This window comes from Vibrio ezurae NBRC 102218 (genome assembly GCF_000467185.1).
GTDB classification, from domain to species: domain Bacteria; phylum Pseudomonadota; class Gammaproteobacteria; order Enterobacterales; family Vibrionaceae; genus Vibrio; species Vibrio ezurae.
In genome coordinates this window covers 1-26596 of record NZ_BATM01000049.1, presented here as the reverse complement: position 1 = coordinate 26596, position 26596 = coordinate 1, and the positions used below count along the sequence as shown (strand labels likewise).

At 41.3% G+C, this 26596-nt stretch carries 27 protein-coding genes and 2 pseudogenes; 12 read left to right on the top strand and 17 right to left on the bottom strand.

Annotated features, from left to right (window positions below; all coding sequences use genetic code 11):
- Nucleotides 1-753, top strand: a 753-nt coding sequence (locus VEZ01S_RS16870; protein ID WP_021714773.1) for a hypothetical protein, incomplete at its 5' end; no start/stop codon positions are given.
- An 89-nt stretch (nucleotides 754-842) separates the two neighbouring features.
- Here VEZ01S_RS16870 and VEZ01S_RS17010 read toward each other — a convergent pair.
- Nucleotides 843-977 carry a hypothetical protein gene (locus tag VEZ01S_RS17010; RefSeq protein WP_255209332.1) on the bottom strand — a complete coding sequence of 45 codons (135 nt, stop codon included), beginning with the start codon at nucleotides 975-977 and terminating at the stop codon, nucleotides 843-845.
- Between the two features lie 551 nt (nucleotides 978-1528).
- On the opposite strand from VEZ01S_RS17010, the gene VEZ01S_RS14310 reads away from it, so the two are divergent.
- Nucleotides 1529-2020: a M48 metallopeptidase family protein gene (locus VEZ01S_RS14310; protein WP_021714771.1), complete on the top strand. Its 492-nt coding sequence runs from the start codon at nucleotides 1529-1531 to the stop codon at nucleotides 2018-2020.
- 74 nt (nucleotides 2021-2094) lie between these two features.
- Here VEZ01S_RS14310 and glyA read toward each other — a convergent pair whose 3' ends face one another.
- Complete coding sequence (gene glyA, locus VEZ01S_RS14305; protein ID WP_021714770.1) at nucleotides 2095-3345, bottom strand: serine hydroxymethyltransferase; 1251 nt, start codon at nucleotides 3343-3345, stop codon at nucleotides 2095-2097.
- Between the two features lie 564 nt (nucleotides 3346-3909).
- Entirely contained in the window at nucleotides 3910-4464 is a 555-nt protein-coding gene (gene gmhB / locus VEZ01S_RS14300; protein ID WP_021714769.1) for a D-glycero-beta-D-manno-heptose 1,7-bisphosphate 7-phosphatase, read from the bottom strand.
- A gap of 182 nt (nucleotides 4465-4646) precedes the next feature.
- Here gmhB and metN point away from each other — a divergent pair, with 182 nt between their 5' ends.
- Genes metN through VEZ01S_RS14285 form a run of 3 tightly spaced genes read left to right on the top strand, consistent with a single transcriptional unit; the run spans nucleotide 4647 to nucleotide 7185 of the window.
- Nucleotides 4647-5681 carry a methionine ABC transporter ATP-binding protein MetN gene (gene metN / locus VEZ01S_RS14295; RefSeq protein WP_021714768.1) on the top strand — a complete coding sequence of 345 codons (1035 nt, stop codon included), beginning with the start codon at nucleotides 4647-4649 and terminating at the stop codon, nucleotides 5679-5681.
- The gene (locus tag VEZ01S_RS14290) at nucleotides 5671-6348 is read left to right on the top strand and encodes a methionine ABC transporter permease (protein WP_021714767.1); all 678 of its coding nucleotides are present in this window, start codon (nucleotides 5671-5673) and stop codon (nucleotides 6346-6348) included. Before metN ends, VEZ01S_RS14290 begins: the two co-directional genes overlap by 11 nt.
- 27 nt (nucleotides 6349-6375) lie before the next feature.
- Complete coding sequence (locus VEZ01S_RS14285; RefSeq protein ID WP_021714766.1) at nucleotides 6376-7185, top strand: MetQ/NlpA family lipoprotein; 810 nt, start codon at nucleotides 6376-6378, stop codon at nucleotides 7183-7185.
- Nucleotides 7186-7553: 368 nt separating this feature from the next.
- Here the strand turns inward: VEZ01S_RS14285 and VEZ01S_RS14280 are convergent, their stop codons facing one another.
- Complete coding sequence (locus VEZ01S_RS14280; RefSeq protein WP_021714765.1) at nucleotides 7554-9143, bottom strand: AbgT family transporter; 1590 nt, start codon at nucleotides 9141-9143, stop codon at nucleotides 7554-7556.
- Nucleotides 9144-9557: 414 nt separating this feature from the next.
- On the opposite strand from VEZ01S_RS14280, the gene tsaA reads away from it, so the two are divergent.
- The 4 genes from tsaA to VEZ01S_RS14260 all read left to right on the top strand — a co-directional run bounded on the left by tsaA (nucleotide 9558) and on the right by VEZ01S_RS14260 (nucleotide 12541).
- On the top strand, nucleotides 9558-10265 hold the full coding sequence (tsaA, locus tag VEZ01S_RS14275; RefSeq protein ID WP_021714763.1) for a tRNA (N6-threonylcarbamoyladenosine(37)-N6)-methyltransferase TrmO: 708 nt from the start codon (nucleotides 9558-9560) through the stop codon (nucleotides 10263-10265).
- Nucleotides 10266-10337: 72 nt separating this feature from the next.
- The gene (locus tag VEZ01S_RS14270; RefSeq protein ID WP_021714762.1) at nucleotides 10338-12053 is read left to right on the top strand and encodes a proline--tRNA ligase; all 1716 of its coding nucleotides are present in this window, start codon (nucleotides 10338-10340) and stop codon (nucleotides 12051-12053) included.
- Nucleotides 12054-12142: 89 nt separating this feature from the next.
- The gene (locus VEZ01S_RS14265; RefSeq protein WP_021714761.1) at nucleotides 12143-12346 is read left to right on the top strand and encodes a YaeP family protein; all 204 of its coding nucleotides are present in this window, start codon (nucleotides 12143-12145) and stop codon (nucleotides 12344-12346) included.
- A gap of 3 nt (nucleotides 12347-12349) precedes the next feature.
- Entirely contained in the window at nucleotides 12350-12541 is a 192-nt protein-coding gene (locus tag VEZ01S_RS14260) for a DUF4250 domain-containing protein (protein WP_021714760.1), read from the top strand.
- 145 nt (nucleotides 12542-12686) lie between these two features.
- On the opposite strand, the gene nagE is transcribed toward VEZ01S_RS14260, so the two are convergent.
- Entirely contained in the window at nucleotides 12687-14153 is a 1467-nt protein-coding gene (gene nagE, locus VEZ01S_RS14255) for an N-acetylglucosamine-specific PTS transporter subunit IIBC (protein WP_021714759.1), read from the bottom strand.
- Between the two features lie 129 nt (nucleotides 14154-14282).
- Here nagE and VEZ01S_RS14250 point away from each other — a divergent pair, with 129 nt between their 5' ends.
- Complete coding sequence (locus VEZ01S_RS14250) at nucleotides 14283-15173, top strand: LysR substrate-binding domain-containing protein (protein WP_021714758.1); 891 nt, start codon at nucleotides 14283-14285, stop codon at nucleotides 15171-15173.
- 67 nt (nucleotides 15174-15240) lie between these two features.
- Here VEZ01S_RS14250 and cspE read toward each other — a convergent pair whose 3' ends face one another.
- From cspE to VEZ01S_RS16675, 5 genes and pseudogenes are all read right to left on the bottom strand, one after another.
- Nucleotides 15241-15450: a transcription antiterminator/RNA stability regulator CspE gene (gene cspE, locus VEZ01S_RS14245; protein WP_021714757.1), complete on the bottom strand. Its 210-nt coding sequence runs from the start codon at nucleotides 15448-15450 to the stop codon at nucleotides 15241-15243.
- Between the two features lie 287 nt (nucleotides 15451-15737).
- Complete coding sequence (locus VEZ01S_RS14240) at nucleotides 15738-16511, bottom strand: YggN family protein (protein ID WP_021714756.1); 774 nt, start codon at nucleotides 16509-16511, stop codon at nucleotides 15738-15740.
- A gap of 48 nt (nucleotides 16512-16559) precedes the next feature.
- Nucleotides 16560-17615 carry a DNA polymerase IV gene (gene dinB / locus VEZ01S_RS14235; RefSeq protein ID WP_040891083.1) on the bottom strand — a complete coding sequence of 352 codons (1056 nt, stop codon included), beginning with the start codon at nucleotides 17613-17615 and terminating at the stop codon, nucleotides 16560-16562.
- 137 nt (nucleotides 17616-17752) lie between these two features.
- Entirely contained in the window at nucleotides 17753-18802 is a 1050-nt protein-coding gene (gene dinB / locus VEZ01S_RS14230) for a DNA polymerase IV (protein WP_021714754.1), read from the bottom strand.
- A gap of 246 nt (nucleotides 18803-19048) precedes the next feature.
- A pseudogene (locus VEZ01S_RS16675) lies at nucleotides 19049-19227 on the bottom strand (transposase); the annotation flags it as partial.
- A gap of 183 nt (nucleotides 19228-19410) precedes the next feature.
- On the opposite strand from VEZ01S_RS16675, the gene VEZ01S_RS16425 reads away from it, so the two are divergent.
- Complete coding sequence (locus VEZ01S_RS16425; protein WP_021714752.1) at nucleotides 19411-19899, top strand: hypothetical protein; 489 nt, start codon at nucleotides 19411-19413, stop codon at nucleotides 19897-19899.
- A 534-nt stretch (nucleotides 19900-20433) separates the two neighbouring features.
- Here VEZ01S_RS16425 and VEZ01S_RS14215 read toward each other — a convergent pair.
- From VEZ01S_RS14215 to VEZ01S_RS17000, 7 genes and pseudogenes are all read right to left on the bottom strand, one after another.
- Nucleotides 20434-21003, bottom strand: coding sequence for a hypothetical protein (locus tag VEZ01S_RS14215; protein WP_021714751.1), 570 nt, complete (start codon nucleotides 21001-21003; stop codon nucleotides 20434-20436).
- Nucleotides 21004-21433: 430 nt separating this feature from the next.
- Complete coding sequence (locus VEZ01S_RS14210; protein WP_021714750.1) at nucleotides 21434-21826, bottom strand: DUF4564 domain-containing protein; 393 nt, start codon at nucleotides 21824-21826, stop codon at nucleotides 21434-21436.
- Between the two features lie 291 nt (nucleotides 21827-22117).
- A pseudogene (locus VEZ01S_RS14205) lies at nucleotides 22118-23293 on the bottom strand (IS3 family transposase).
- 59 nt (nucleotides 23294-23352) lie between these two features.
- Entirely contained in the window at nucleotides 23353-23622 is a 270-nt protein-coding gene (locus VEZ01S_RS14195) for a hypothetical protein (RefSeq protein ID WP_021714746.1), read from the bottom strand.
- Nucleotides 23594-23827, bottom strand: coding sequence for a hypothetical protein (locus tag VEZ01S_RS14190; protein ID WP_021714745.1), 234 nt, complete (start codon nucleotides 23825-23827; stop codon nucleotides 23594-23596). Before VEZ01S_RS14190 ends, VEZ01S_RS14195 begins: the two co-directional genes overlap by 29 nt.
- On the bottom strand, nucleotides 23820-24515 hold the full coding sequence (locus VEZ01S_RS17005; protein ID WP_235868503.1) for a site-specific integrase: 696 nt from the start codon (nucleotides 24513-24515) through the stop codon (nucleotides 23820-23822). The genes VEZ01S_RS14190 and VEZ01S_RS17005 overlap by 8 nt, the downstream gene beginning before the upstream one ends.
- A 59-nt stretch (nucleotides 24516-24574) precedes the next feature.
- Entirely contained in the window at nucleotides 24575-25051 is a 477-nt protein-coding gene (locus VEZ01S_RS17000; protein WP_021714743.1) for a hypothetical protein, read from the bottom strand.
- A 308-nt stretch (nucleotides 25052-25359) separates the two neighbouring features.
- On the opposite strand from VEZ01S_RS17000, the gene VEZ01S_RS14180 reads away from it, so the two are divergent.
- Nucleotides 25360-26596, top strand: a 1237-nt coding sequence (locus tag VEZ01S_RS14180; RefSeq protein WP_021714742.1) for a uracil-xanthine permease family protein, incomplete at its 3' end; no start/stop codon positions are given.

Below are 26596 nucleotides of genomic sequence, written 5' to 3'. Positions count from 1 at the left end.
TTACATTCTTTTCTTAATCACAGAAACGAGCTTTATCAGCCGATTAAACATGTTATTGATAACAGCCCTAGACTAACTCCAGATAATCAAACTGAGTTACTAGTATCATTTTATCAATTGGCATTACCCCGAACATTATTGTCACAGGGAGAGCAGAGAGAGATACTTCGAGTCTTAGCAAGTGATGATATACAACAAGAGGAGAACGGCACAAATAGGCTTTATATTCAATATTGGTTCTATGACTTCCACCTATCCCTTTTAGCAGCGCTCGATTTTACTATACTCGACAACTTTAACCTCATATCAAAGTATGAGCATGGGGTATTTGCTCATGTGTTTAAGCAAGACGGGAAAACCTATTTGAGTAAGCTTATAAATCATTTAAGAGAGCTAGGTGATTATAGTGATTATCACCTAGCTAAGTTTATTCCTATAAAAAGAGATACAACGCACGAGCACGAAACCTCACTGTTCGAAGCTCAAACTAAAACGTTGAGGGAGTGGCGTTCAGGGAAAACACACCCTACGAGTAAGACGTTAAAACGGTTCTTTGATAATATGTATACTGATGGCTGTGTGCTGCCCATTATGTTGGTTGCGATGATTTGTATTGGTCTAGATAAGCGATTGGGAGATCCAAGAATGAAACCGTGGACGGAAGAGTTTCAAAACACGTTTTCTGAGAGTCGTTACACTATTTACTTTAAATACTTCAAAAAAAAGCTGCCACAATTGGCAGCTTTGGCGTGATTATTTACGTGGCGGGTTGTTTGTTCTGCCACCACCAGATGGATTACTTGACCCGTTTTTAGTTGGCCAGTTGTTGTTATTACTCATTGTTATGCCTCCTTTTCTTGCGAGCGACTGTCCTCACCACGAGACTGCCAATAAGCATCGTGCTCTGGGTCTAGTTGACGAGAACGGTTGTCTAAATCGTCTTGAGTTGGCTGATAGCCATCTTTAAATCCTGCCATATTGGATTCTCTATTACTCATAGCCTCATTGCTACGAGATCTAGAATGCATTAATCATTGATATCTCGTTAGCGGGGGTAAGTGCGCAAGTTTTGCTATTTACAGAATTTGCACATTAATCGAAGAAATGTGTATGGGTCCAGTTCAAAAATTTAGAGTATTCAGCTAGTGGATAGCTTATTCTGAACTAGGATAACTTTTCAAAACGAAGAACTACTACCTAGCAGTCCTTATATCTGGCTACATTAGTAAAGTTACTAACGAACTTCGATTGAATGCTGATCTAGCCCGTACTGTTAGTAACTCAGTTCTGTCCAATAACGTGTTAAAAAGCTGTGCCGAAGAGTGGGACTTAGAACAAATATCTGTCCGAGAAAGCAACGCCTCAATGAATCTGATAACTATACATTAAGGCGTTTTGAGCGCAATAACTCGGTTAAAGCACCACAAAAGCGTAATGCCTTACATGAAGTAAGTAGATACTTTTTTTTATTTGCCATGTAACAAAATCAGGTAAAATAAAGCACTTCTAGCCTTTCAATTGGAATACGATGAACCCTTTACTTCGATATGTTCAAGGTTATCCCGAACATATAGTGACGCCTGTTAGGCAACTAATCGAGTCAGGCAATCTCAAAAAATGGTTTGAGCAGCGCTACCCTACCCAACATAGTATCAAACATGAAAAAGCCCTGTTTGAGTACACGATGCAGATTAAAAACCGTTTTTTAAAGAAAACAGCGCCGCTGAGTAAAGTCATCTATGACAACAAAATTCATCTCATCAACAATGCGCTAGGTTTGCACTCTTATGTACAGCGAGTTCAAGGCAGTAAAGTAAAATCCAAAAACGAAATTCGTATTGCTAGCGTATTTAAAAATGCGCCTGAGCCTTTATTGCGTATGTTGATCGTGCACGAACTGGCACACCTTAAAGAAAAAGAGCACAACAAAGCCTTTTACGCTTTATGCTGTCATATGGAACCGAACTACCACCAGCTTGAACTCGATGCACGCTTGTTTATGATCTATCTAGAAAGCTGAGTCGTCATTTGCTTGGGCGCAATAAAAAAGCGAGCCGTTCAAGGCTCGCTTTTGTTTTCACTATTGTTTGTCCGTTATGCGTAAACAGGTTTACGCTTACAAATCTCTAGTACTTTCGCTTTAGTTGCTTCAATAACAGACTCATCGCCTAGGTTGTCTAGGATGTCACACATCCAGCCCGCAAGGTTTTTCGCGTCTTCTTCAGTAAAGCCACGACGAGTGATTGAAGGTGAACCTACACGAATACCCGATGTGACAAATGGGCTGCGAGGATCATTCGGTACCGAGTTTTTGTTCACAGTAATGTTCGCAGAGCCTAGAGCGGCATCGGCTTCTTTACCTGTGATGTCTTTATCAATAAGATCAACAAGGAACAAGTGGTTCTCAGTAGAGCCAGATACGATGTTGTATCCACGCGCTAAGAACTCAGCAACCATTGCTTTTGCGTTAGCAACAACGCGAGCTTGGTAATCTTTAAATTCTGGCTCTAGTGCTTCTTTAAAGGCTACCGCTTTACCCGCGATAACGTGCATTAGAGGGCCACCTTGACCGCCAGGGAATACCGCTGAATTCAGTTTCTTGTACAGCGCTTCACCTTCGTTAGAAAGGATTAAGCCACCACGAGGGCCAGCTAAAGTTTTATGCGTTGTAGTTGTTACAACGTGCGCATGTGGCACTGGGTTAGGGTAAACACCTGCTGCAATAAGACCTGCAACGTGCGCCATATCAACGAAGAAGTACGCGCCCACTTTGTCGGCGATTTCACGCATACGCGCCCAATCACACACTTGTGAGTAAGCAGAGAAGCCACCGATGATCATCTTAGGCTTGTGTTCAACAGCCAGTGCTTCCATTTCTTCGTAGTCAATTTGACCATTCTCATCAATACCGTAAGGGATGATGTTATATAGCTTGCCAGAGAAGTTAACTGGAGAACCGTGAGTTAAGTGACCGCCATGCGCAAGGCTCATACCTAAAACAGTATCACCTGCATTTAACAGCGCCATGTATACTGCGTTGTTTGCTTGTGAACCTGAGTGTGGCTGAACGTTCGCGTAATCTGCACCAAACAATTCACATGCACGTTCGATAGCTAAAGTTTCAACTTTATCAACATACTCACAGCCACCGTAGTAACGCTTACCCGGATAACCTTCGGCGTATTTGTTAGTTAACTGTGAACCCTGTGCTTCCATTACACGTGGGCTGGTGTAGTTTTCTGAAGCGATAAGCTCAATGTGCTCTTCTTGGCGCACTGTCTCTTCTTGAATAGCGGCAAATAGATCCGCATCGTAATCAGCGATGTTCATATCACGCTTTAGCATCTGTATCTCCTGACTCAGATTAAACTGTAAATAGCTAAAAAAGCCATACAATGACTAAACGCAAACGTTTTCGTCACGGCAATGGCGGCATTTTACCGAAATAAATTTGTATCACAAATTCTTTTTGTCCCTGTTTCTTATAGGTATATTTACCTAATTTTCCTACAGAATAAAGGTCTAATATGGGATTATCTTATTTGAGGCCTTCAACTTTACACCGTGTAAATTGAAAATTACACGATGTTAACAACAATTTCGGCCAAACTGTTCGATAAAAGATAACTAACTCTTAATTTTGTGAAACGCAATTTAATGCGAAATTATCGATTTTTTTGACGTTTAGACAGTAATGATCACTGCAATTACGTTGAGAAGTTGTATTGAATTGTAGATAGTTAGTGGTTGATGAAGGGAGCGCTATTTATCGGATACAAGTTTGGATATAGCGAAAAATTAGATAAAAATACGCATGATTAAAAATACAGACAAAACAGGCTTTGACATAATCAAAGCCTGAACAATCATTTAACTTACAAAGCTAAGCGACTTAATGACTAAGTCGTTCTACTGCTGTGCTAAATAGGCTGGTACGTCTTTAATACTATCGAGTACAACCGAGGCAATGGCTTCACCTTTGTCAGTAACTGGCTTACCCGTACGCACTAAAATCTTAGTTTTAACACCCGCAGCTTCTGCAGCCATAAGATCTTCTGCTTTATCACCAACCATAACCGAGTTTTCCATATCAATGTTTAGAAAATCTCGCGCCGAAATAAACATACCCGGCTTAGGTTTGCGACAGTCACAATCTTGTTTGTATTCACCGATACCGTGTTCAGGATGGTGCGGGCAATAATAGATACCATCAAACTCCACACCATGGTCAGAGAAATTCCAATCCATCCACTGCGTTAACGATTCAAATCGCTCTTCGGTGAACTTACCGCGTGCAATGCCCGATTGATTGGTCACTAGCACTAGCATATAACCCATTTTTTGTAGCTGTTCTGTCGCTTCAAAAACTCCAGGAATATATTCAAAATCATGCTCATCATGGACATAACCATGATCAACATTAATGACACCATCACGATCCAAAAAAACAGCGGGTTTAGACACGGTAAATTACTCTGCATTGTTTGCTTTATATGGGGATAATTATCGCACGCTTTGGAATCACTCGCACCTACGTTTTAAGCTTTAGACGTCTAGACGTAAAAATATCTATTGACTTCATTCTGTGAACTATCTAGCATCTCTGGAAGATTTTAGATCCTCTCCCTAATCAAGCAGGCTTTTTGATGATAGAGATTAAGCAAGTTAACAAGGTATTCTACCAAGGCAAAACCGCAATCAATGCCTTGAAAGATATCAATTTGACCATCGCCAAAGGCAATATCTTTGGTGTTATTGGTTCGTCTGGTGCTGGTAAAAGTACTCTAATTCGTTGTGTAAACATGCTTGAAGCACCGACCAGTGGCGAAGTTATCGTTGATGGTATCGATCTGACTAAGTTATCTAAAAAAGAATTGTCAGAAGCACGCCGCAACATAGGTATGATTTTTCAACACTTTAATTTGCTTTCTTCTCGTACTGTGTTTGAAAACATCGCATTGCCGCTAGAGCTTGCGGGTAAAGACAAACAATACATCGAAAACAAAGTGGTTGAGCTATTGGGTCTTGTCGGACTGGCTGACAAACGTAATACCTACCCTGCTAACCTAAGTGGCGGTCAAAAACAACGTGTAGCGATAGCGAGAGCGCTTTCCAGTGACCCTAAAGTGTTGCTTTGTGATGAAGCCACCAGCGCACTTGATCCTGCGACTACGCAATCTATCCTTGCGCTATTAAAAACCATCAACCGTCAACTGGGGATTACCATTTTAATCATCACCCACGAAATGGATGTGGTGAAAAACATCTGTCACGAAGTGGCAATTATTGGTGGTGGCGAACTGGTCGAAAAAGGCACTGTAGGCACTATTTTTGCGCACCCTAAAACAGAACTGGCTCACCAATTTATACGCTCTACACTTGATCTCTCTATTCCAGAAGATTATGAATCACGCCTGCAAAAAGAGCGCTGCGAAGGAAGCTACGCTTTAGTTCGCTTAGAGTTTACCGGTGCCAGTGTGAATGCACCGGTTATCAGCCAAATTGCACGTAAATTCAATATTGATATTTCTATTCTAAGTTCAGACTTGGATTATGCTGGCGGCGTTAAGTTCGGCATGATGGTCGCAGAAGTATATGGCGATGAAGAATCCTACGATGCGGCTATTAACTATCTTCAAGAACAAAAAATTAAAGTCGAGGTTCTAGGCTATGTCTTATGATGTATTTGCTGACTGGTTCAGCGCAAATAACAGCCTTTTGCTCAAGGCAACATGGCAAACACTTTATATGGTGGCGTTTTCAGGCATTGTTGGCTTTTTAGTTGGCATCCCGCTAGGGGTTATTCTGCACACGACTAAACGTGGTGGTCTATTAGAAAGCCCGCGCCTTAACTCTGTATTAGGCGCAATCATCAATATTGGTCGAAGTGTTCCATTTATTGTATTGATGGTAGCTATAATTCCATTAACGAAACTGCTAATTGGTACTTTTATCGGTACCACAGCGGCTATCGTTCCTTTGACCATTGGCGCAATTCCATTTGTGGCACGCTTAATTGAAGGCGCACTGTTAGAAGTTCCAAGTGGCCTGGTAGAAGCGGCGCAATCTATGGGTGCTACGCCACTGCAAATTATTACTAAGGTACTGCTTCCAGAAGCGCTACCAACCATCATTAACTCTGTCACCATTACGTTAGTCACCTTAGTTAGCTACTCGGCAATGGCAGGCACTGTTGGCGGTGGCGGTCTAGGTGATGTTGCCATTCGTTACGGTTTCTACCGCTACGATATCATCATCATGGCTGTGACTATTGTTATGCTCATTATATTAGTGCAAATCATTCAATCTGTGGGTGACGCACTGGTTAGTAAAGTTGACCACAGATAAGAAACGAAATATTACACGGAGAAACTCATGAAATTTAATCTTAAGCAAATTTTCACGGTTGCAGTAGCGGCTTCAGCGCTAATCCTTGCTGGCTGTGGTGATAAAGAACAAGACAGCAACAAGATCAAACTGGGCGTTATGGCTGGTGCTGAAGCACAAGTTGCTGAGATTGCGGCTAAAGTAGCGAAAGAAAAATACGGCCTAGATGTTGAGCTAGTAACTTTCACAGATTACGTTACACCAAACGCTGCTCTTGATGATGGTTCTGTTGATATCAACGCATTCCAACACAAACCATACCTAGACCAACAAATTGCTGATCGTGGTTACAAACTAGCTATTGCTGGTACTACATTTGTTTACCCAATCGCGGGTTACTCTAAAAAAATCAAATCTATTGATGAGTTGAAAGAAGGCGATCGCATCGCAGTACCAAACGATCCAACTAACCTAGGTCGTTCACTGCTTCTTCTACAAAAACAGGGCATTATTGAGCTACGTGAAGGCGCAGGTCTGCTAGCAACAGTTCGTGATATCACAGCAAACCCTAAGAAAATCGAAATTGTTGAGCTAGAAGCAGCGCAACTAACTCGTTCTCTAGACGATATGACTCTTGCTATCATCAACAACACATTCGCAAGCTCTATCGACCTTACTCCACAACGTGACGGCATCTTTGTAGAAAGCAAAGAATCTCCATACGTAAACCTTATCGTTGCTCGTGAAGAAAACGTAAACAGCGAAAACGTTAAAAACTTCGTTAAAGCGTACCAAACTGAAGAAGTTTACAAAGCTGCTGACGAAATCTTTAAAGGTGGCCTAGTTAAAGGTTGGTAAGACCTTTTTAAAGTAATACCTTTTCTTGAAATAAGATCTTTCTTGAAATAATAGAATTACTTTAAGCCTCCCCTTTTAAGCGCCATTCTTTGAATGGCGCTTTTTTCGTTTTAATCCTAGGAGGATGCTATTAAATACGTATTAAACCAAGCGCTTACACACCAAATTTGATATGCATTCCTAAATCTAATCTTGCAGTGAACACAACGGATCTTAGGTCGGATATTCTATTGGGGCAATGCTGTGACAAGGAATCAATAAGGAATGTTGGTAGTTGCTCGTTGCTAAACTCCAGAAGAAAATGGTCAGCTATCGCTGACCATTTTTTCGTTTAGACTTTCCGTTTAAATATCTCGCCCCTCTCTACCTTAAGGCGTATAGAAGGTCGCTGCTCCCGGCCCTACCGGCAAGCCAAACACAAATACCCACACGTAGAATAAAATAGACCAACCAAACAAGAAGCAAATCGAATACGGCAACATAGTCGATATCAAAGTGCCTATCCCTAAGTTTTTCATATAACGAGTCGCCACAGCCAATATTAAGCCAAAGTAGCTCATCATCGGCGTGATGATGTTAGTTGTGGAATCACCAATACGATATGCCGCTTGAATCGTTTCTGGGGCGTAGCCGACTAGCATTAACATAGGTACAAAAATAGGCGCGGTCACCGCCCATTGCGCCGATGCTGAGCCAATCATTAAGTTAATAAACCCACACATCAAAATAAACGCAAAGAACAGCATTGGGCCTGTTAAGCCAATGGTTTGTAAAAAGTCCGCGCCAGCAACGGCAAACACTTGCCCAAAATTGGTCCACTTAAAGAACGCCACAAATTGCGCAGCAAAGAACACCAGTACGATATACAGCCCCATCGACGACATCGACTTCGCCATTGCATCAATCACATCACGATCGTTTTTCATGGTGCCCACTACGCGCCCATACACAAAACCTGGGATGGCAAAGAACACAAAGATAAATGCCACAATACTCTTTAAAAATGGAGAGCCCGCCACTAGGCCTGTATCCGGGTGACGCAGTGCGCCCCATTCAGGTACTACGGTCAGTGCTATCAAACCACTAACAGCCAACACAGCAACAGCGGCAAATTTAAGACCGCGCTTCTCTTCAGGCTTTAGTGCGCCCATGCTGTCATTGGAGAGATCTTCTGATGCTTCTTCATCATTGTATTTGCCCAATTTAGGCTCAACGATTTTCTCAGTCACAAATGCACCAGTGATCGAGATGAAGAAGGTTGAAACAAACATAAAGTACCAGTTTGATTCAGGACCTACCGAATAGTTAGGATCAATCATCTGCGCCGCTGTTTCGGTGATCCCTGATAGCAATGGATCAACCGTACCGATCAACAGATTGGCAGAATAACCGCCCGAGACACCCGCAAATGCTGCGGCTAGTCCAGCTAATGGGTGACGACCTAAAGAGTGAAAGAGCATTGCCGCAAGTGGGATTAATACTACATAGCCCAGCTCAGAGGCGGTGTTTGAGATGATACCGGCAAAAACAACCGTCACGGTCACCATGCGCTGTGATGCGTTCATCACCAAGCCGCGCATTGCCGCAGACAACATGCCAGAGTGCTCAGCAATAGCAACACCTAGCATTGCCACCAACACAGTACCTAGTGGGGCAAACCCAGTAAAGTTGGTGACAAGATTAGTCACGATCAAGCGCAGCCCTTCACCATTAAGCAGGCTAACCACTTCGATAATGCCATCGGCACTGCGACCTGCCGCCCCTTCAGGGCGAGGGTCAATAACTGAGACGTCAAAATATCCAGCAATGCCCGATAGGACTAAAATACCCACACAAAAAAGAGCAAATAAGGTGATTGGGTGTGGTAGTAAGTTTCCTAGGTATTCAACGGTATCTAAAAAACGAGTAAACAACGGCTTTTTAGGCGGTTGTTGTGTATGTGAAGCAGATGTATTCACCTGAGTTCTCCTTTAATTATTTTTATATTCCTTTTTGCTCTCAAGCGCTGCTGTATGCAGCGTATGACGCGTTATTCCTAGAGCGCGACAAAAAGGAGGCGGAAACATACATGAGTGGCTATAAATTGAAAAGATGACGCAGTTATGACAAGTTACATCAGCACGCTAAACGGTGCCTTTCACCACAATATTTAAAGGGATTTATTGCAAAAAAAACTTTAATAATTAACAAGTAAGCGCCGTTTATATTCAGTTACAAATCAATGCATCATTTTCAGTATATGTTTGTAATAAAGTGATGCAGAGCTTACATTGCTAAGAAGGAACACCCTGTCAGGTGAACGTTTCTCAGCAACTAGTTCTCGAAATCCAGATACTGTCGACGCTCAAAATTAACTCTAGGAATGAATAACAATGCACACTATTTCGCCTATCGGCACTATACGTACTCCATATAAAGAGAAATTTGCGATTCCTAGACAGCCGAACCTTGCGCCAACAGTAACCACCGAACTGCATCTTGTCGGAGAAGCCAATACCGAAGCCTCGGTGCGTGAGTTAAAGCAATTTTCACATTTATGGCTGTTGTTTCTATTTGACCAAAATATAGAATCCGGTTGGAAACCGACCGTGCGACCACCTCGTTTGGGGGGAAATGAAAGAGTAGGTGTGTTTGCCAGTCGCTCAACATTCAGACCTAACGCAATTGGCATGTCCGCGGTAGAGCTCATCGATGTGGAACTGCAACAAGGACAAGTGGTCATCAAACTCGGTAATGTTGATCTTGTAGATGGCACCCCGATTATCGACATCAAACCTTATATTCCGTACTCCGATAGCATTCCTGATGCCATTGGAGGCTACGCCGATTCAGCGCCAAACCCAGTCGATGTACACTTTTCTGCTGCGGCAGAAGCGGTTTTACAACAGCACCAAGACGGCCGCTATCGCAAACAAGCGTTAAGTGAAATTTTGGCGCAAGATCCCAGACCTGCTTATAAAAAAGGCAAACCTGATCCCAAAACGTATGCGGTGAGCTTATTTGAATGGAACGTTAGCTTTATCGCTACTGATAATTGCATTGCAGTGCAGAACATTGCCCCTTTAGCACAAAGCGATTGACTGTTATTATAGAGGCTATTTTTAGGGAAATAACTCCCTAACATCTCTATAAATCTACAACGGAAAGCATCAATGCGTACCAGTAAATACCTAGTTTCTACATTGAAAGAAACGCCTAACGACGCAGAAGTAGTTAGCCACCAGCTAATGCTTCGTGCAGGTATGATTCGTAAATTGGCCTCAGGCCTTTACACTTGGTTGCCCACAGGCTTACGCGTATTGCGTAAAGTGGAAAACATTGTTCGAGAAGAAATGGACAATGCAGGGTCAGTTGAAACCCTAATGCCCGTTGTACAACCCTCTGACTTGTGGGAAGAAACTGGCCGTTGGGAAAAGTTTGGACCAGAACTACTTCGTATTAAAGACCGTAACCAACGTTCATTCGTATTAGGTCCAACTCACGAAGAAGTGATCACGGATATGATTCGTAACGAGGTGAAGTCTTATAAGCAACTGCCTCTCAATCTGTACCAGATCCAAACTAAATTCCGTGACGAAGTTCGCCCACGTTTTGGTGTAATGCGCTCTCGTGAGTTCATCATGAAAGATGCCTACTCTTTCCACCTAGACCAAGCTAGCCTAGATGAAACATACGCAGAAATGCACCAAGCATACTGCAATGTCTTCAACCGTATGGGATTGGACTTCCGTCCAGTGCTGGCTGACACCGGTTCTATCGGCGGTAGCGCTTCACATGAATTCCATGTACTGGCTGAAAGTGGCGAAGATTTAATTGCCTTCTCAACTGAATCTGATTTTGCGGCTAACATCGAAAAAGCAGAAGCCATTGCACCTACTACTGAACTGGCGGCGCCAACTCAAGAAATGACTTTGGTGGATACGCCAAACGCGAAAACCATCGCTGAGTTAGTTGAGCAATTTGAACTGCCAATTGAAAAAACAGTGAAGACTTTATTCGTTAAAGCCTCTGAAGAGTCTGAGTTTGAGATCATTGCACTGATTATCCGTGGCGATCACGAACTCAACGAAATCAAAGCTGAGAAACTGCCACAAGTGGCTGAACCACTAGAAATGGCCGGCGAAGAAGAAATTCGTGCAGCCATTGGCGCAGGCCCTGGTTCTCTAGGTCCAGTTGGTCTAAAACTGCCGTTCATCGTTGACCGCAGCGTAGCGGTAATGAGCGACTTTGGCGCAGGTGCAAACGTAGATGGTCAACACTACTTTGGCATCAACTGGGGACGTGATGTTGAGCTTGCTCAAGTTGAAGACTTGCGTAACGTAGTGGAAGGCGATCCAAGCCCATGTGGTAAAGGTGTTATCCAACTAAAACGCGGTATCGAAGTGGGTCATATCTTCCAGCTTGGTAACAACTACTCTAAATCTATGAACGCGACAGTTCTGGATGCAAATGGTAAGAGTGCTATCGTTGAAATGGGTTGTTACGGCATTGGCTGTACTCGCGTAGTAGCAGCGGCTATCGAACAAAACCATGACCAAAACGGCATTATCTGGCCAGAAGCCATTGCACCGTTCCAAGTGGCAATTGTGCCAATGAACATGCACAAATCTGAGCGAGTAAAAGAAGCGGCAGAGAAACTTTACGCAGACCTAACGGCGCAAGGTATCGAAGTGCTATTTGATGATCGTAAAGAGCGCCCAGGCGTTATGTTTAAAGATATCGAGCTTATCGGTATTCCGCACACGGTAGTTATCGGTGATCGTAGTATGGACAACGGCCACTTTGAATATAAAAACCGTCGCGATGGCGAAAAAGTACCTGTAGAAATGGACAACATCGTTGCTCATCTACAAGGTCTACTAAAGTAAGCCTTTGCGCTATTGCTCTCCTTGTTTGGGGAAGAAGCAAATTCTAATAAAGGCAGCTTCGGCTGCCTTATTCATTTCTGGAGAAGATGATGAAAATCTATGATTGTTGTGAACTCATTCGTGAGTTGTATGCTCAAATTGGTAGTGGTGATCAAGGCTATATTCCGCAAGCGATCACTTGCGCTATCAAAACATTAAATGACATTGCAGCGGATACTAACCTCCCAAAAGAAACCCGAGAACGCGCTGCGTTTGCCGCCGCTAATCTGTTAATTTCTGACTTTGAGGACTAGCAAATGAACCTAAGTAATTTTGCGGCTATGGACCCTGTCATGCTGATGAGCATAGTGAACATGAAACTCCGTGATGACTTCAACGGCAATTTAGATGAGCTAGCAAAGACCTACGATATTGATAAAGATAGCTTGATTACTAAACTGGCAAGTGCAGGATTTGACTGGCTAGACGAAGCAAAGCAATTTCGTTAATCCCCCACGCTTCGCTGATCCATAAAAATCAGTGCATAAAAATTCAATGCACAAAAATCCAGTGCATAAAAAAAGGTAGCGCCAAAAACGCTACCTTCCAATTTAAAACAGTTGTTAGTACTTATACCAATCGCAGCAATTGGCGTTATTTACTCAAGCACTTTTTAACACTGTCAGCAACTTTGTCGACTTTACCGATACCGATAATAACCTGTAAGCCACCTTTACCGATTTTAACAACGCCTGCCGCTCCAAGCTGTTTTAGTCGTTTTTCATCGGCTTTTCCTGAGTCAACCACTGTTAAACGTAAACGTGTAATACAGTTATCAACTTCTAGAATATTTTCCGCGCCGCCTACAGCATCAATGTAGTTCTGTGCTAGGCCAAGATCGTCTGCTGGTACTTGTTCATCTTCAGATTCTGTAAGATCTTCACCACGACCCGGAGTGCGTAGGTTGAACTTAAGAATGAAGAAGCGGAAACCTGCGTAGTAGATACCAAAGAAAGCAAGGCCTTGTACAATCAGCATGTACCATTTAACAGCAAGTGGGTTCTGACTTGATAGAACGAAATCCACTAAACCTGCTGAGAAACCAAAACCTGCCATCCAGTGCATTTGTGCGGCAATGAATAGAGAAATACCGGTTAACACTGCGTGTAGCAAGTAAAGTAGCGGAGCCACAAACATAAAGCTAAATTCAAGTGGTTCTGTGATACCAGTGAAGAAAGAAGCCATCGCCGCCGCTAGCATAATAGAGAATACTGCTGCTTTGTTTTTAGATTCTGCACTGTGATAAATCGCCAGCGCCGCACCAGGAAGACCAAACATCATGATTGGGAAGAAACCGGCTTGATACATGCCTGTTTGACCAATCACAGCAGTACCGTTAGCAATAGATTGCGCGCCACCTAGGAAGTTAGGGATGTCATTGATACCCACAACGTCAAACCAAAATACTGGGTATAGAGCATGGTGCATACCAATAGTCAGTAAGATACGGTTGAAGAAACCAAATAAGCCTGCACCTACTGGGCCCATAGCTTGTAGCTTAGTACCGAAGATGATCAGTGCATCATAAATTACAGGCCATACGTAAAGTAGTACCGCAGCTAATACCATACCTGCAATCGAAGTCAGGATAGGAACTAGGCGTTTACCACTAAAGAAAGCCAATGCTTTTGGCAACTCGACGGTGGAGTATTTATTGTAAATTTCAGCTGAAATAATACCAACAATGATACCGACAAATTGGTTACCAATTTTGTTAAAGGCTGCCGGTACATGTTCTTTATTCACATGAAGCAGTTGGGCAACACTGTCTGGAGAAAGAAGCGTTGTAACTACCATAAAACAGATAAATCCAGAAAGAGCAGCTGAACCGTTTTTATCACGGCTTAAACCAAACGACACACCGATAGCAAACAGCAGTGCCATGTTATCGATAATTGCGCCACCAGATTTAATTAAGAAGGATGCCAATACATTATCTGCGCCCCAACCCACAGGGTCGAGCCAATAACCGATACCCATTAAAATTGCTGCAGCGGGTAATGTAGCAACTGGAACCATCAGCGCCTTACCTACCTTCTGCATGTAACCTAATACATTCATACACCCTCTCTAAATGAATACTTAAAATTATTTATTTCTAAAATCTTATTTAACAGCAAAAAAAAAGTCCCAACAAACGAATTAACTCATATAATGAATTAATAATTTTAATGCCAAAGGGATTATCCATTGAAGAATAAACCTTTTTTACTTCGAAACCTGCACACTTTTGAAGTTGCCTCGCAGCATCTAAGTTTTACCAAAGCAGGTACGGAGCTAAATTTAACTCAAGGCGCTGTCAGCCATAGAATACGAGGTCTGGAAGACGATCTCGGATTTAAGCTCTTCATACGACTTCCTCGAAAACTTGAGTTAACTAAAGAAGGCAAACGCCTGAGGGAGACTTTAACAGAATCTCTATCCTCTATTTACAATGAAATAGAAGATATCACTTCAGATGAGTTAAAAGGCGAGATAGTCATTGCAACGACCCCAGCTTTTGCTAGTGGTTGGTTGATTCCGCGCCTAAAAAACTTCAAGCAGAAGTATCCGGGCTTTAATTTGACCATTCGTATTGAAGAAGATCAGGTCGATCTACGCCTCAACAATATTGATATTGCGATTTACTACGGAAAACCCTCACTTAAAGATACTCATATCCACCCTTTATTCGATGAAAGGATTGTGCCCGTTTGTACTCATGAATATGCGGTGAAATACGGTCTGTTTAAGCAAAACTATGAAGACTTACACGATATCAACTTTATCCATGCTCAAGAATCTAATGCTTGGTCACGTTGGTTAAAGCACTTTAATATTGGTGTCGACCCTTACGAAAAAGCGTATACCTTTAGCCAAAGAGGGATGAACATCCAAGCTGCGAAACACTCTTTAGGGGTTGCGATTGGTCGATTGAGCTTTGTCGCTAAGATGATCGAGGATGGGGAGTTAGTCGTACCATTTCCGACCTTAAACAGCAATAACAAATACTATTTACTCTGTTCTGACGGAATGCAAAAGCATCAAAAGATCAATGCCGTGTTGAGTTGGATAAAAGAAGAGCGTGCCTCGCGTGACTGATCGCTAGACAAGAAAAAAGCCCGCTGAAAACAGCGGGCTTTTAGAAACTTTTAATCTAAAGGTTTACTTAGATTACAGTAACGTTAGAAGCTTGAGGGCCTTTTTGACCTTGTTCAACTTCGAAAGATACTTTTTGGCCTTCAGCAAGAGTTTTGAAGCCGTCAGAAACGATTGCACGGAAGTGAACGAATACGTCAGCACCGCCGTTGTCTTGAGAAATGAAACCGAAACCTTTTTCTTCGTTAAACCATTTTACTGTACCAGTAGTCTTTGACATGTTATGTCCCTTAGTATTTTTTAAGATTGATTAAACGTCGCTTGTGCGACACGTTCGTAAGTCCTAGCCATTAAGTTAAGGGAAAAACAGAAAACACTACTTTACTTTTTACAATAAAATTTGAAACTTGCTTTTGCTTACTTTTGTCTAACAACTTTGCCTTACGAAGCGATTTATATGCTACAGCAGTTTGCGCCTTTGTAAACGTTTTTCTTATAAAATCGTTAGATATTTATTAAGCCAACAAAGTAAGCTTTTGCAAGCTACTGACCCCACTCAATATTTGTTTAAATTTCAAACAATTGATAATTTTTCAATTGTGGAATACTTTCCACTAATGTCTTTTCTTCTTTGGCCAGTTTATCCATTGAATCACAGTAATTCTGAGCCTTTTCAGTAATTTCTGGTGAGTGCTCTTTCAATTTTTTCTGAATTGACACTTTAAGTTCACCCAATTGCTTTTGTAATTCAGTAAAATTCACACCGTCTTCAGAAGCAAATTTTTCCTGCAAAACCACAAAGGCACTGGCAAAAAACTCGCTATTAAACACGCGTCGAGCATCAGCAAAATCTTTCTGCCAATTGTCGTGCATATTGCTAAATGCATTGGGTTTTAACACCCATTCACCATCGTGATAATAGCGTTTTTCAAGTTTGGCATAATAGTCAGAAATGGATGTGCGTACGTTATTAAATGCATGAGTATTATTGAACTTAGCTGATACATCATCCAAAACTTCATTGGCTAATGCCACACCAGACTGCCCGACTTCTCTTATTTTAGGGATGCTTTCGTTTAACTGTTGACGATAATGCTCAAGCTGTTGCTGCTGTTTTGCGCTAAGCTCAATGGACTTGCCATTAATCGATAAGCCTTTGTTTGGCTCAATAATGGCTTTGTGTCCATTAGCGTCAATTATCTGCACCGCTTTACCATCTAGGTGTAGCTCATTGTGTAGGTCGACATTACACGCCTGGTAGCCTTCTATTGATTGCGCTTGAGACACAGAAGTCACCAGCAGAGAACCGACTAACAAGCCATAAGTAAGACGCTTTAACATTAAAAATTCCTTGTAACGTGATGTGGGGATTACTGTAACGCCAATTACTCAGTGATCCAATAGGCTTAATTGCTTTGCTGACTCTTCTGGTTGCAGCATAACGTTCAAACCCAATAGTCGAATTTCTCGACCTTGTTGACGGTGCAGCACTTCTTCTAATAATGGATAAAAAGCGGCTAGGCTCAATTCTTGTGAACCAGTTTCTATTGTAGTGACTTGAAAATCGGCAAACTTAACCTTAATACCCTGTTTGCTAATGCCTCGGTTGCGCAGTGCTTCCACTTTATTAAACCGCCCTTCTATCTCAGGATATAGACGACTCTTTATGACCTCCCAACACTGCGCTAGTGTTGCTATGTTCTGGGTAAAGGTCCGCTCAACGCCAATGGACTTTCTTGCTCTTGAAACCTCAATATTGCGGTTATCAATGCCATGACAGCGTTTCCATAGTGATGCGCCTAAACGCCCATGCCGTATCAATAGTTCTCTATAATCCGCCTTACAAACGTCTTCACCAAGATACAATCCTGAGCGATGCAATTTTTGCAGTGCAACCTTGCCGACACCTGGGATCTTTTGCAAAGGCATGCTATTGATAAACTCTTGTACTTGATGCGGTGCGATGACGTATTGCCCATTGGGCTTGTTCATATCGGATGCAACTTTAGCTAAAAACTTTATCGGGGCAATTCCCGCCGAAGCGGTTAAATTCAGCTCTTTTTCGATATCAGCACGGATGGCTTGGGCAATTAAGGTGGCTGAACCATTACATAAAGGGCTATCAGTGACATCAAGATAGGCTTCGTCTAAAGAAAGAGGCTCAATAATTTGTGTGTAACGTTGAAATATCTTTCTAATTTGTATCGAAACTTCTTTGTAGATGTGCATTCGCCCAGGGACCACCAATAAATGAGGACACAACTTTAGAGCTTGTGCGGTAGGCATGGCCGAGTGCACACCAAAACGACGCGCCTCATAGTTGCAAGTGCTCAATACACCTCGCTGCTTCTCTTTGCCACCAACGGCTAATGGACGTCCACGATATTCAGGAAAGTCTCGCATTTCGACCGCAGCAAAGTGCAACCCTGAGATGAAAAGTGTAATTGTGAGTGACTTAACGAATTAAAAGAGAATTCAATCAACCACTTAAAAGGGTTTATTTACTTACAAAAAGCCCTTACATTTTTTTCATGATTATCCAAAGATTAAGAGACATTTTCTAAGGTTTTAACTTGCAAAAATCACAAAGAGAGCTGTAATTGATCTGTACTTTCTTTGGGCTCAACCCTAACATTCAACCCTACTAGTCGAACACTTCGGCCTTGGCTTCTTGCAAACGCTTGCTCACATAATTCTATAAAAAACTGCTTGTTCATCTTGTCGTGTTTATGCTCGACGGTGGTCAGCTGAAAATCATTGAATTTCAATTTAACACCCAACTTAGTAATAAGTTTATCGTGAAGCACTTTCTCTAATCTCTTTTCCAATTCAATAAACAATAGATCTATAGTTTCTATACATTCACGCAAGTTCTGAATATCAATCGAATACGTTTTTTCAACTCCAACCGACTTTCTTACTCTTTCTACAATAATTTCTCGCTCATCAATACCATGACATCTTTGCCATAGAATATGACCAAATTTACCGAACCTTGAGATTAAAGTGCTTTGGTCAAATGCTTTTACATCTGAACCGTTATATAGACCAAGCTTATTTAACTTTTCAAGAGTTACTTTGCCAACGCCATTTATTTTCCCCAAGTCGAGCTGGTCAATAAACTCTTGAATCTTGTCAGGCGGTACAACACAAATCCCATTTGGCTTATTGATGTCAGAAGCAACTTTAGAAACGAATTTTAATGGTGAAACTCCCGCTGAAGCGGTTAGATTTAGTTCTCTCTCAATCGATTGCCGTATGTCTTGGGCAATGAGAGTTGCAGACCCGTTAAACATCTTAGAGTCTGTCACATCTAAATAAGCCTCATCTAATGAAAGGGGCTCTATCACATCAGTATACCTACTGAATATCTCATGAATTTGTTTAGAGACAACTCGGTATTTCTCCATATTCCCTGAAACTACAGTTAAGCTTGGGCATAGTTGCAGAGCCTTTGCTGTAGACATAGCCGAGCGAACACCAAAGGCTCTCGCCTCGTAGTTGCTCGTTGAAATAACACCTCGACCGTTTTTTCCACCTACTGCTAAAGGGATTCCACGTAGAGAAGGGTTATCCCTCATCTCTACAGATGCATAGTAACTATCAAGGTCTACATGAATGATTTTCTTCATAAACCACTGTTTAAATTGATTCTTTTAGTGTGACGCTACGGTTATAGTTTTATTGGCAGAGTCGTAAAGGACATTAGCAACGACATGGTTACATAGCGTATGAGCTAAGGCTCGATGTCGATTTATTTTGAGGGAAGTATACCATATACGTTTAAAATACTGTATGAATATACATGTTACGCGTAGTGTGAATAAGGTTGCTGTATTATTTACGTTGATACCAAATCAAACACAAGGAACTGTGATCTTCACATCAGATGCTTCCATGCCCCATATTTGGACTTCCAGTTATAGTAGGTTGGCAATGCCACTCCATATTCATGACAGACATCTTTCACCATTCTGCCTGCTTCCACTTCTCTCAAGATCTTAATGATCTGCTCTTCCGTATAGCGTGATTTTTCATGTTCATTGTCTCCGTTTATTTTAGTGTAAACGGAGACAATGAACGTGAGTCGGTTATTGGGGAGGATTACAATTTGACTACTCATTAATACAACATAATCGCAAATAAAGAGTGAATTACAATATACAATACAATACAATTTAATTAACAAAATTTAAGACCTCAAGAATGGTCAGTACGATAATATGAAGGAACTATATTAATGTTGCGGTACATAATTTTATTCGGGCTAACCATTTTTTCTTGTTTTGTTCTAGCTAAAGATGTTTATGTTAATGGTTACACTCGGAGTGATGGTACTCAAGTTAAAGGTCACTATCGTACAGCTCCAGACGCTACAGTTAATAATAACTATTCGACCGAGGGAAATATCAACCCTCATACTGGAAAAAAAGGTTGGATAAAAAGAGATAGTGGGCATAACGAGGCATCATCCATTAATGGCGTTGTTACAAGAAACTATCCAAATGGAGCAATTGTAAGTAACGACCAGAGGCATAATAAGGATAATGAAGTAGGACCTATTATATACATTTACCTCTTTGCTCTTTGTGTAGCCCTTTTAGTAATCATTGCTTTTACAATTGTGCTTTATGAAAAAAGCAAATCCTTTTTGGGCCCGTATACTCTCAAGGTTGCTTTTTATACAACTACATTTGGTTACATCATTTACTTACTTATACATAATTAATTTTATTTATCTAGTATCAGTATTGATGAATTTATAAATGATGCCAGATAGTTAGATGGTTAGATGGTATGTTAAAACTAAACTATTCAGAAATATGCGCACTCTTAAATTGTTATACCAGTGGTGATTATGAAAAAGAAAGTCAATGTAAATGAAGTTTTTGAGGATATTGACAAAAAACTCACTGAAAAAGGCAGGGTGAGAGCATGAGTGCTCAACTTTTAATCGGCGCTCAAATTACCAACTAAAATTTGCTTCAGATACTATCGGAGGACATTAAAGTTTAAAACTTTTCTACTTCCGAAGTGCATTACTATCGTGGCTAGCGGAACCCAATGTTGACAATAAAGATCGATACTTAGACTCAATCAACGTGGCTATCCTACGAAAGTGTGACAACAAAGTTTGAAACTCACTTTTGGACAAAACCTTGTCAGTTATATTACTAAATTAGGGTAGAACGAATTAGCTGAAGTATGGGAAAGTAACGCCTAAATCACCGAGCGAAGCGGGCGCAGAAGGCGTCCGGTGGATTTACTTGTTAGGTGACTGGTGAGTATCAATCTGACCTTTTGCTTTTTCACAAAGCGCTTCAAAGTCTTGTTGTTCTTCTTCGTAATAGAATAACCTTCTGTCCAAGCTTGCAATAAAAATTATGGCTTTAAGAGCCTCAGCGCATGCATCAAGAGCGTATTGCTTTTCTAGTGTGAAATAATCAGTGTTAAAATGTATGAAATTATTTCTCTGCTCGTTTAAGGCATTTATTGATTCTCGTTCTAAACTATGATCTTTACTTGAAAACACTTTATCAAAAAGGTCCATAAAAAAATCTAACTGAGGGTATCTTTTAGGTTGATAAATACCTTCTGTAGCTAGCATTTTTGGGTATTCGACTTCTTGCCATTTTTTTGCATGAACATTTTTCCAAGTATCTAAAAGATCATTATCTCTCAGGTAAATAGTCATATACCCTTGCAATGCATTATGCATAGATATAACTGCATATTGCATCATTAATTCGTCATCTATAAGACGTTCCATACACGAACAAAATTCTTGCAATGATATTCTTGCTGTATTTCTTCTATCAAACTCTAAATTCATATTAAACCTTATTGAAACCACCTGTTATTCTTAATAACAGGCGTGCATGTTATCTCTTTTTAACAATGCTCGTTATCTTAGATGAGGAAAACGATAACCCCCTTATTAACCATACCTTATAAGAGCACCTACCGACAAAACGAGATTGAGCGAACGACAAAGCAAGCCATTCTCATGCTTTATAGTCAGATAAGCCCAATAAACTGTACAAACAGCCAGCTCATCAGGCTGACATAGTTATTCCTACGCATTAGAAAAATTCACTTCGTCTGGCAGTCGTCAAATGTGTAGATCAATTGCGCTAAACGGTTTCGGGGCAAAACTTTGTCAGTTATATTACTAAATTAGGATATAACTGATTAGACGAAGTATGGGAAAGTGGCGCTGCATTAAGGAGTGAGCAACGCTACCACGAAACCTAACGATGGAATTAAAAACTCCTGAAAAAACAAATGTCACCTGTATCTGCGATACTGCTTATCTTCTTAGCCGTAGATGTCACGTCATCATCGCTAAATCGAAAGCTACCTTTGGGTATTAAAGAATACTCGGGATTACTTAGGATTATCTCAACATTACCCTCACCGACACCATATTCATTTTTACAACATTGTTTTACTTTCCTTACGAAAGTACGTTTATTAAAAGTACGTTTATTAAAAGTACGCTGACTATAATTACGCTTATTGGCTTGGGCGATTTTGCCCTGTATAAATATAATGTTATATCCCCATGCACCAACAAAAAAACCAATGATACCACCGATAGGACCAGCCAAGGTTGCACCTACAATGATAGCTAATATGGTTACTATGATTTTCATAATGATCCTATTTATTAGAGTGTTATGGAGGAAGAACGAAAAGACAAGTACCACATAAAACAGATGATCTAGGTGGCAATCAAAGCAATAGTGCATATATCACTATTAACATTCATATCTAACTACATCACACTTGGAAAATAGATCAATTTCTTTTGTTTTCAGTTGAGCCATTGAACAAGACATTGTAGAGGCTTAGTTAATTTGGTCACATATCTAGATGATTTCGTATAAGGCAAAATAACCCAAATACCAAACAGAGTGCTGTGTAGAAAAGTAAGCTTGTAGTGGTCAAGTTAAATTGGCCACGATTTTATAAGTTTGCCAGTAGAGTCGTTCCGACTCATTTGGCGTGAGACCGCCATTGTACTGATGCGGCCTGATTTGGCTGTAATATCTAATGATGTAGCCAATAATACTGTTCCAAGCCTCTGTTAAATTCTGATAGCCACCGACTGGCACCCATTCTGTTTTTAAGCTTCTGAAGAAGCGTTCCATAGGGCTGTTATCCCAGCAGTTTCCTCTGCGCGATAAGCTTTGTTTTATCTGATAACGCCATAAGGTCTGACGGAACTTTCGGCTAGTGTAATGCGTTCCTATCACTGTGGAACATCACACCTTTAGGCTTGCCACGGCTTTCATAAGCCATTTTTAAGGCTTTGCTTGTCAACTGGCTATCGGGCGAGAACGACATAGCCCAACCAATTGGTTTACGAGCAAACAAGTCCAACACAACGGCTAGGTAAGCCCAGCGGTTTCCTGTCCAGACATAAGTCACGTCACCTACCCACACTTGGTTTGGGGCCGTAACAGCGAACTGTCGCTCAAGGTGGTTCGGGATCTCCACATGCTCAAGCGCCTGTTTCCTATATTTGTGCTTCGGTAGTTGCCGACTAACTAACCCGAGATTTTTCATAAGCTTAGTTGCTCGATAGCGACTCAATTTAACGCCAGCATTAGTTACTATGCCTGCGATTGTTCGAGCTCCTGCGGAGCCATTGCTGGCACTATGGGCCTCTTTTACAAGCACTCGAGTTTGAACTTCTAATGCAGGAATGGTTCTTGGTCGTCGCTTCCAATACTTGTAACTACTTCGATGAATGCCGAAGACGTTGCATAGCGTAGTGATGCTATAGCTCTGTTTGAGTCGGTCGATTATCTTGAATTTTTCAGAGAGTCTGACATCAACAGAGCTGTAGCCTTTTTTATGATTTCGTTGTGCTCTTCAAGCTCTGCGATCCGTTTTTTTAGTTCTCTGATTTCAATTTGTTCTGGCGTCAACGGTGAGGCCTTTGGCGTAATGCCTTTTCGTTCTTGTTTGAGCTGCCTTACCCACTTGTCCATGGCTGACCTGCTCACATTCATGGCCTTAGCAGCCTCATCGACTGAGTAACCTTGATCGACAACTAGTTGCGCTGATTCAAGTTTGAATTCTGGGCTGAAAGTTCTTCTCGTACGTTTTGTCATAGTTCCACCTGTTGTGTACGAGGTGCATCTTAACACCTCTAATTAGGTGGCCAAATTCACTATGCCACTACACTATTTAATTCGTTTCTTAATGATTCAGACTCAATGGCATACTGGAGCAGAGTCTTTAATTGAAGCAGTGGGCTATTGCCGCCATGATTACCCAAAGTATCCATACGGTCGGTTTCGTAGGATTTTAGTAAGGCATAGCGATTTTCAATTGTGTGGGTATTAAGCCATGCAATGAACGGCTTCACTGCCGTTGGAAATTTATCTTTTGAAGAAGGCGCGGCACTTTTATCAAAAAAAAGCATAATTGTAAGCAGCAATTATTGCCTTGTAGATAATGGCTTTATCGGAATCTTCCGTATCCGTCATTGAGCATGTAAAAGGAGCGAATCCCTTAAATTTAGGAACTGCAATTGACCGAACAGAGAAAGGCAACTTTAGCGATGCAATGGGCTGCTTTTTCGTAAATTCACTGAATAGCGCCTTTTCTATCTCAGCACTTGAAAATTTCTCTACATTATCCATTAACCACCTCCTTTAATAACTGCTCTCGCTGACCACTAGCATGGATGTACACTTTGGTGGTTTGGTTTGAATACTTGCTATCTACTTTGTGTCCTAAGCGTCTTGCGGTTTCAATATACACCGCAGATTCCGTAGTAATCGATTCGTATGATTTCTTTGCTTTTTGGCAGCCCTCGTGAAAAATATCAGTGCCAAATGAGTGTCTTAAGTGGTGGTAACTCTGCGCTTTATCCAACTCTTGGTAGCCTGAGTAAGCTTCTGGATTATCTTGCATTAATTTGCGAACTTTCTCTAGTACCTTAGAAAAAAGCTGAGTGCCGTATTGCTCACCTATGGGCTCACCCAAAGTGTGATTGGTAGAGTTGGATACCAATAACTGATTGCTCTCAGTTTTGGGCCGCTCTTGGTCGTAATAGCGCTTCATTAAACCAAGGTGAGAACGCTTAATATAAAGCATTCTCTTTGAACCATATCTTGCGTGAAAAGAGGCTAGGTGGTACTCAAACTCCTCTTTATCAGGGTTAGCCATGATATCTTTAAAAAGGCTCAATAAGCCTTTTTGAATAGAGCCATCAGCCTTAAAGTCATCTAGATAAAACCCTTGGTTTTCTTTGGTTCGACAACCAAGCTCTCCACCATTGCGTAAAACAATCTCCTCCAAAAGATTAGCGGTATTGGCGTAAAGCAATTCTCTTGTTGCTGGAAGTAGATATTTTATGATGAGTTTAGATTTGCTATTTGAGCGAACTAATTCTCTATTTTCTGCATATATAAAGATTTTTTTATATGGCATATCAAAAAAAATGAAAGCCAGTTGTAATAACTCCCCAATGACCTTACAGCACGATTGACGACAAGTTCACTAGCTTCCATCGTATGAACTAGATGGTCATTAATGAATGTATTCATATATTCAGCGGGAAGAGCAGTATGGTTATCGAGTGTAAGTAGAGGGTGATTTGATTTTTTGGCATGATCCTCTAACCACTCAAGGAAAACGCCCAATTTCTCACCTCTCACATATTGAGCATCTTCACCAATTTCAACCTCCTTGAATTGGAAGTGATATTGTTCAGTCTCAGGGTTCTTTACTTTCTCATGGACAACAGACAGCCCATTCAAAGTGGTGTAACGATTATAAAGGCAAGGTAACAGCAGTGGCACATCGTTATCATCAAGATAAATCCAGTGCTGGTTATGAGTCTTGTCATTAATTCTTTGCATACATTTTTACCATTAAGTTACCACCCATAAGAAAAAAGTAGTAGACAATAAAAATACTTACAAATTATTCATTTAAATCAACACATCAGAGTTTAGAAACAATCCATATCAATATGGATGATTTTCCGACACACATTAACACCTAGAATACTGGATAAATACACAGTTAATATTACCGATATTAAGCACTGACTACAAAAATATTTTCTTACTGAATCGAATTGATTAAATAAAAATTGATCTAGTGAATATCATAGCCTCTATGTAGATGATAAGATTCGTCGATTTCCAAAAATGGAGAAAAAATCATGGCTTCTATCTTGCAGGGTATGCAAATGCTGTTCGTAGCGTTTGGTGCTCTTGTTCTAGTACCGTTACTGACGGGACTGGACGCCAACGTGGCACTATTTGGTGCTGGTGTTGGTACACTACTCTTTCAACTGGTCACCAAGCGTTCGGTACCAATCTTTTTAGCTTCTTCTTTTGCTTTTATTGCACCAATCTTATACGGCGTTCAAACTTGGGGTGTTCCTGCAACAATGGGCGGCCTAATGGCAGCTGGTTTTGTATACATCATTTTAAGCGCTATTATCCGTGTTCGTGGCATTGCTATTATTCATAAGCTTCTTCCTCCTGTCGTTGTAGGGCCTGTGATTATGGTAATTGGTCTTGGCCTTGCCCCTGTTGCTGTGAATATGGCACTAGGTAAAACCAGTGATGGTTCTATGCAGTTGGTCGACGGTCAAATTGCCATTTGGATTTCATTAGCGTCTCTGTTTACCACTATCATTATCAGTGTTTACGCAAAAGGCTTTTTGAAGCTGCTGCCTATTTTTGGTGGTATTGCAGTCGGTTATATCTTGAGCTTGTTTGCGGATATTGTCGATTTCACGCCAGTTGCGACCGCTTCTTGGTTTGCGATTCCAAACTTCACTGCGCCAGAGTTTAATATCAACGCAATTTTGTTCATGCTTCCTGTAGCGATTGCTCCTGCGGTAGAACACGTTGGTGATATGTTGGCTATTTCAAACGTAACGGGTAAAGATTATCTGAAAAAGCCGGGCCTACACCGCACTATGGCGGGTGACGGACTGGCAACTATGGCAGCAAGTATGATGGGCGCTCCACCAAATACCACTTATAGTGAAGTGACCGGTGCGGTAATGTTGACCAAATCATACAATCCTAAAATCATGACCTATGCGGCACTGACTGCGATTGTTCTTGCTCTAGTCGGTAAATTAGGTGGCGTTCTACAAACCATTCCAACACCGGTAATGGGCGGCATCATGATGTTGCTATTTGGTTCAATTGCAACTGTGGGTCTAAATACTCTTATCCAAAACCGCGTTGATCTACACAACTCTCGCAACCTAGTAATTGTGGGTGTGACTTTAGTGTTTGGTATCGGTGGTATGGCATTTGGTATTGGCGAGTTCAGCCTACAAGGCATTAGCCTTTGCGGTATCGTAGCTATCATCCTAAACCTTGTTTTACCAAAGCAATTGGGTGAAACCACTATCGTTGATAATGCTCAAATCGAAG

What these genes read in the sequence shown, in the direction of transcription:
- VEZ01S_RS14265 (WP_021714761.1), top strand. Translation starts at nt 12,143, where the DNA reads ATGAAAATCTATGATTGTTGTGAACTCATTCGTGAGTTGTATGCTCAA.
- cspE (WP_021714757.1), bottom strand. Translation starts at nt 15,450, where the DNA reads ATGTCAAAGACTACTGGTACAGTAAAATGGTTTAACGAAGAAAAAGGT.
- VEZ01S_RS14285 (WP_021714766.1), top strand. Translation starts at nt 6,376, where the DNA reads ATGAAATTTAATCTTAAGCAAATTTTCACGGTTGCAGTAGCGGCTTCA.
- VEZ01S_RS14260 (WP_021714760.1), top strand. Translation starts at nt 12,350, where the DNA reads ATGAACCTAAGTAATTTTGCGGCTATGGACCCTGTCATGCTGATGAGC.
- VEZ01S_RS17010 (WP_255209332.1), bottom strand. Translation starts at nt 977, where the DNA reads ATGGCAGGATTTAAAGATGGCTATCAGCCAACTCAAGACGATTTAGAC.
- VEZ01S_RS14290 (WP_021714767.1), top strand. Translation starts at nt 5,671, where the DNA reads ATGTCTTATGATGTATTTGCTGACTGGTTCAGCGCAAATAACAGCCTT.
- dinB (WP_021714754.1), bottom strand. Translation starts at nt 18,802, where the DNA reads ATGAAGAAAATCATTCATGTAGACCTTGATAGTTACTATGCATCTGTA.
- VEZ01S_RS14270 (WP_021714762.1), top strand. Translation starts at nt 10,338, where the DNA reads ATGCGTACCAGTAAATACCTAGTTTCTACATTGAAAGAAACGCCTAAC.
- VEZ01S_RS14210 (WP_021714750.1), bottom strand. Translation starts at nt 21,826, where the DNA reads ATGAAAATCATAGTAACCATATTAGCTATCATTGTAGGTGCAACCTTG.
- VEZ01S_RS14190 (WP_021714745.1), bottom strand. Translation starts at nt 23,827, where the DNA reads ATGGATAATGTAGAGAAATTTTCAAGTGCTGAGATAGAAAAGGCGCTA.
- VEZ01S_RS14215 (WP_021714751.1), bottom strand. Translation starts at nt 21,003, where the DNA reads ATGAATTTAGAGTTTGATAGAAGAAATACAGCAAGAATATCATTGCAA.
- VEZ01S_RS17000 (WP_021714743.1), bottom strand. Translation starts at nt 25,051, where the DNA reads ATGCAAAGAATTAATGACAAGACTCATAACCAGCACTGGATTTATCTT.
- VEZ01S_RS14310 (WP_021714771.1), top strand. Translation starts at nt 1,529, where the DNA reads ATGAACCCTTTACTTCGATATGTTCAAGGTTATCCCGAACATATAGTG.
- VEZ01S_RS14240 (WP_021714756.1), bottom strand. Translation starts at nt 16,511, where the DNA reads ATGTTAAAGCGTCTTACTTATGGCTTGTTAGTCGGTTCTCTGCTGGTG.
- glyA (WP_021714770.1), bottom strand. Translation starts at nt 3,345, where the DNA reads ATGCTAAAGCGTGATATGAACATCGCTGATTACGATGCGGATCTATTT.
- VEZ01S_RS16425 (WP_021714752.1), top strand. Translation starts at nt 19,411, where the DNA reads ATGTTGCGGTACATAATTTTATTCGGGCTAACCATTTTTTCTTGTTTT.
- metN (WP_021714768.1), top strand. Translation starts at nt 4,647, where the DNA reads ATGATAGAGATTAAGCAAGTTAACAAGGTATTCTACCAAGGCAAAACC.
- tsaA (WP_021714763.1), top strand. Translation starts at nt 9,558, where the DNA reads ATGCACACTATTTCGCCTATCGGCACTATACGTACTCCATATAAAGAG.
- nagE (WP_021714759.1), bottom strand. Translation starts at nt 14,153, where the DNA reads ATGAATGTATTAGGTTACATGCAGAAGGTAGGTAAGGCGCTGATGGTT.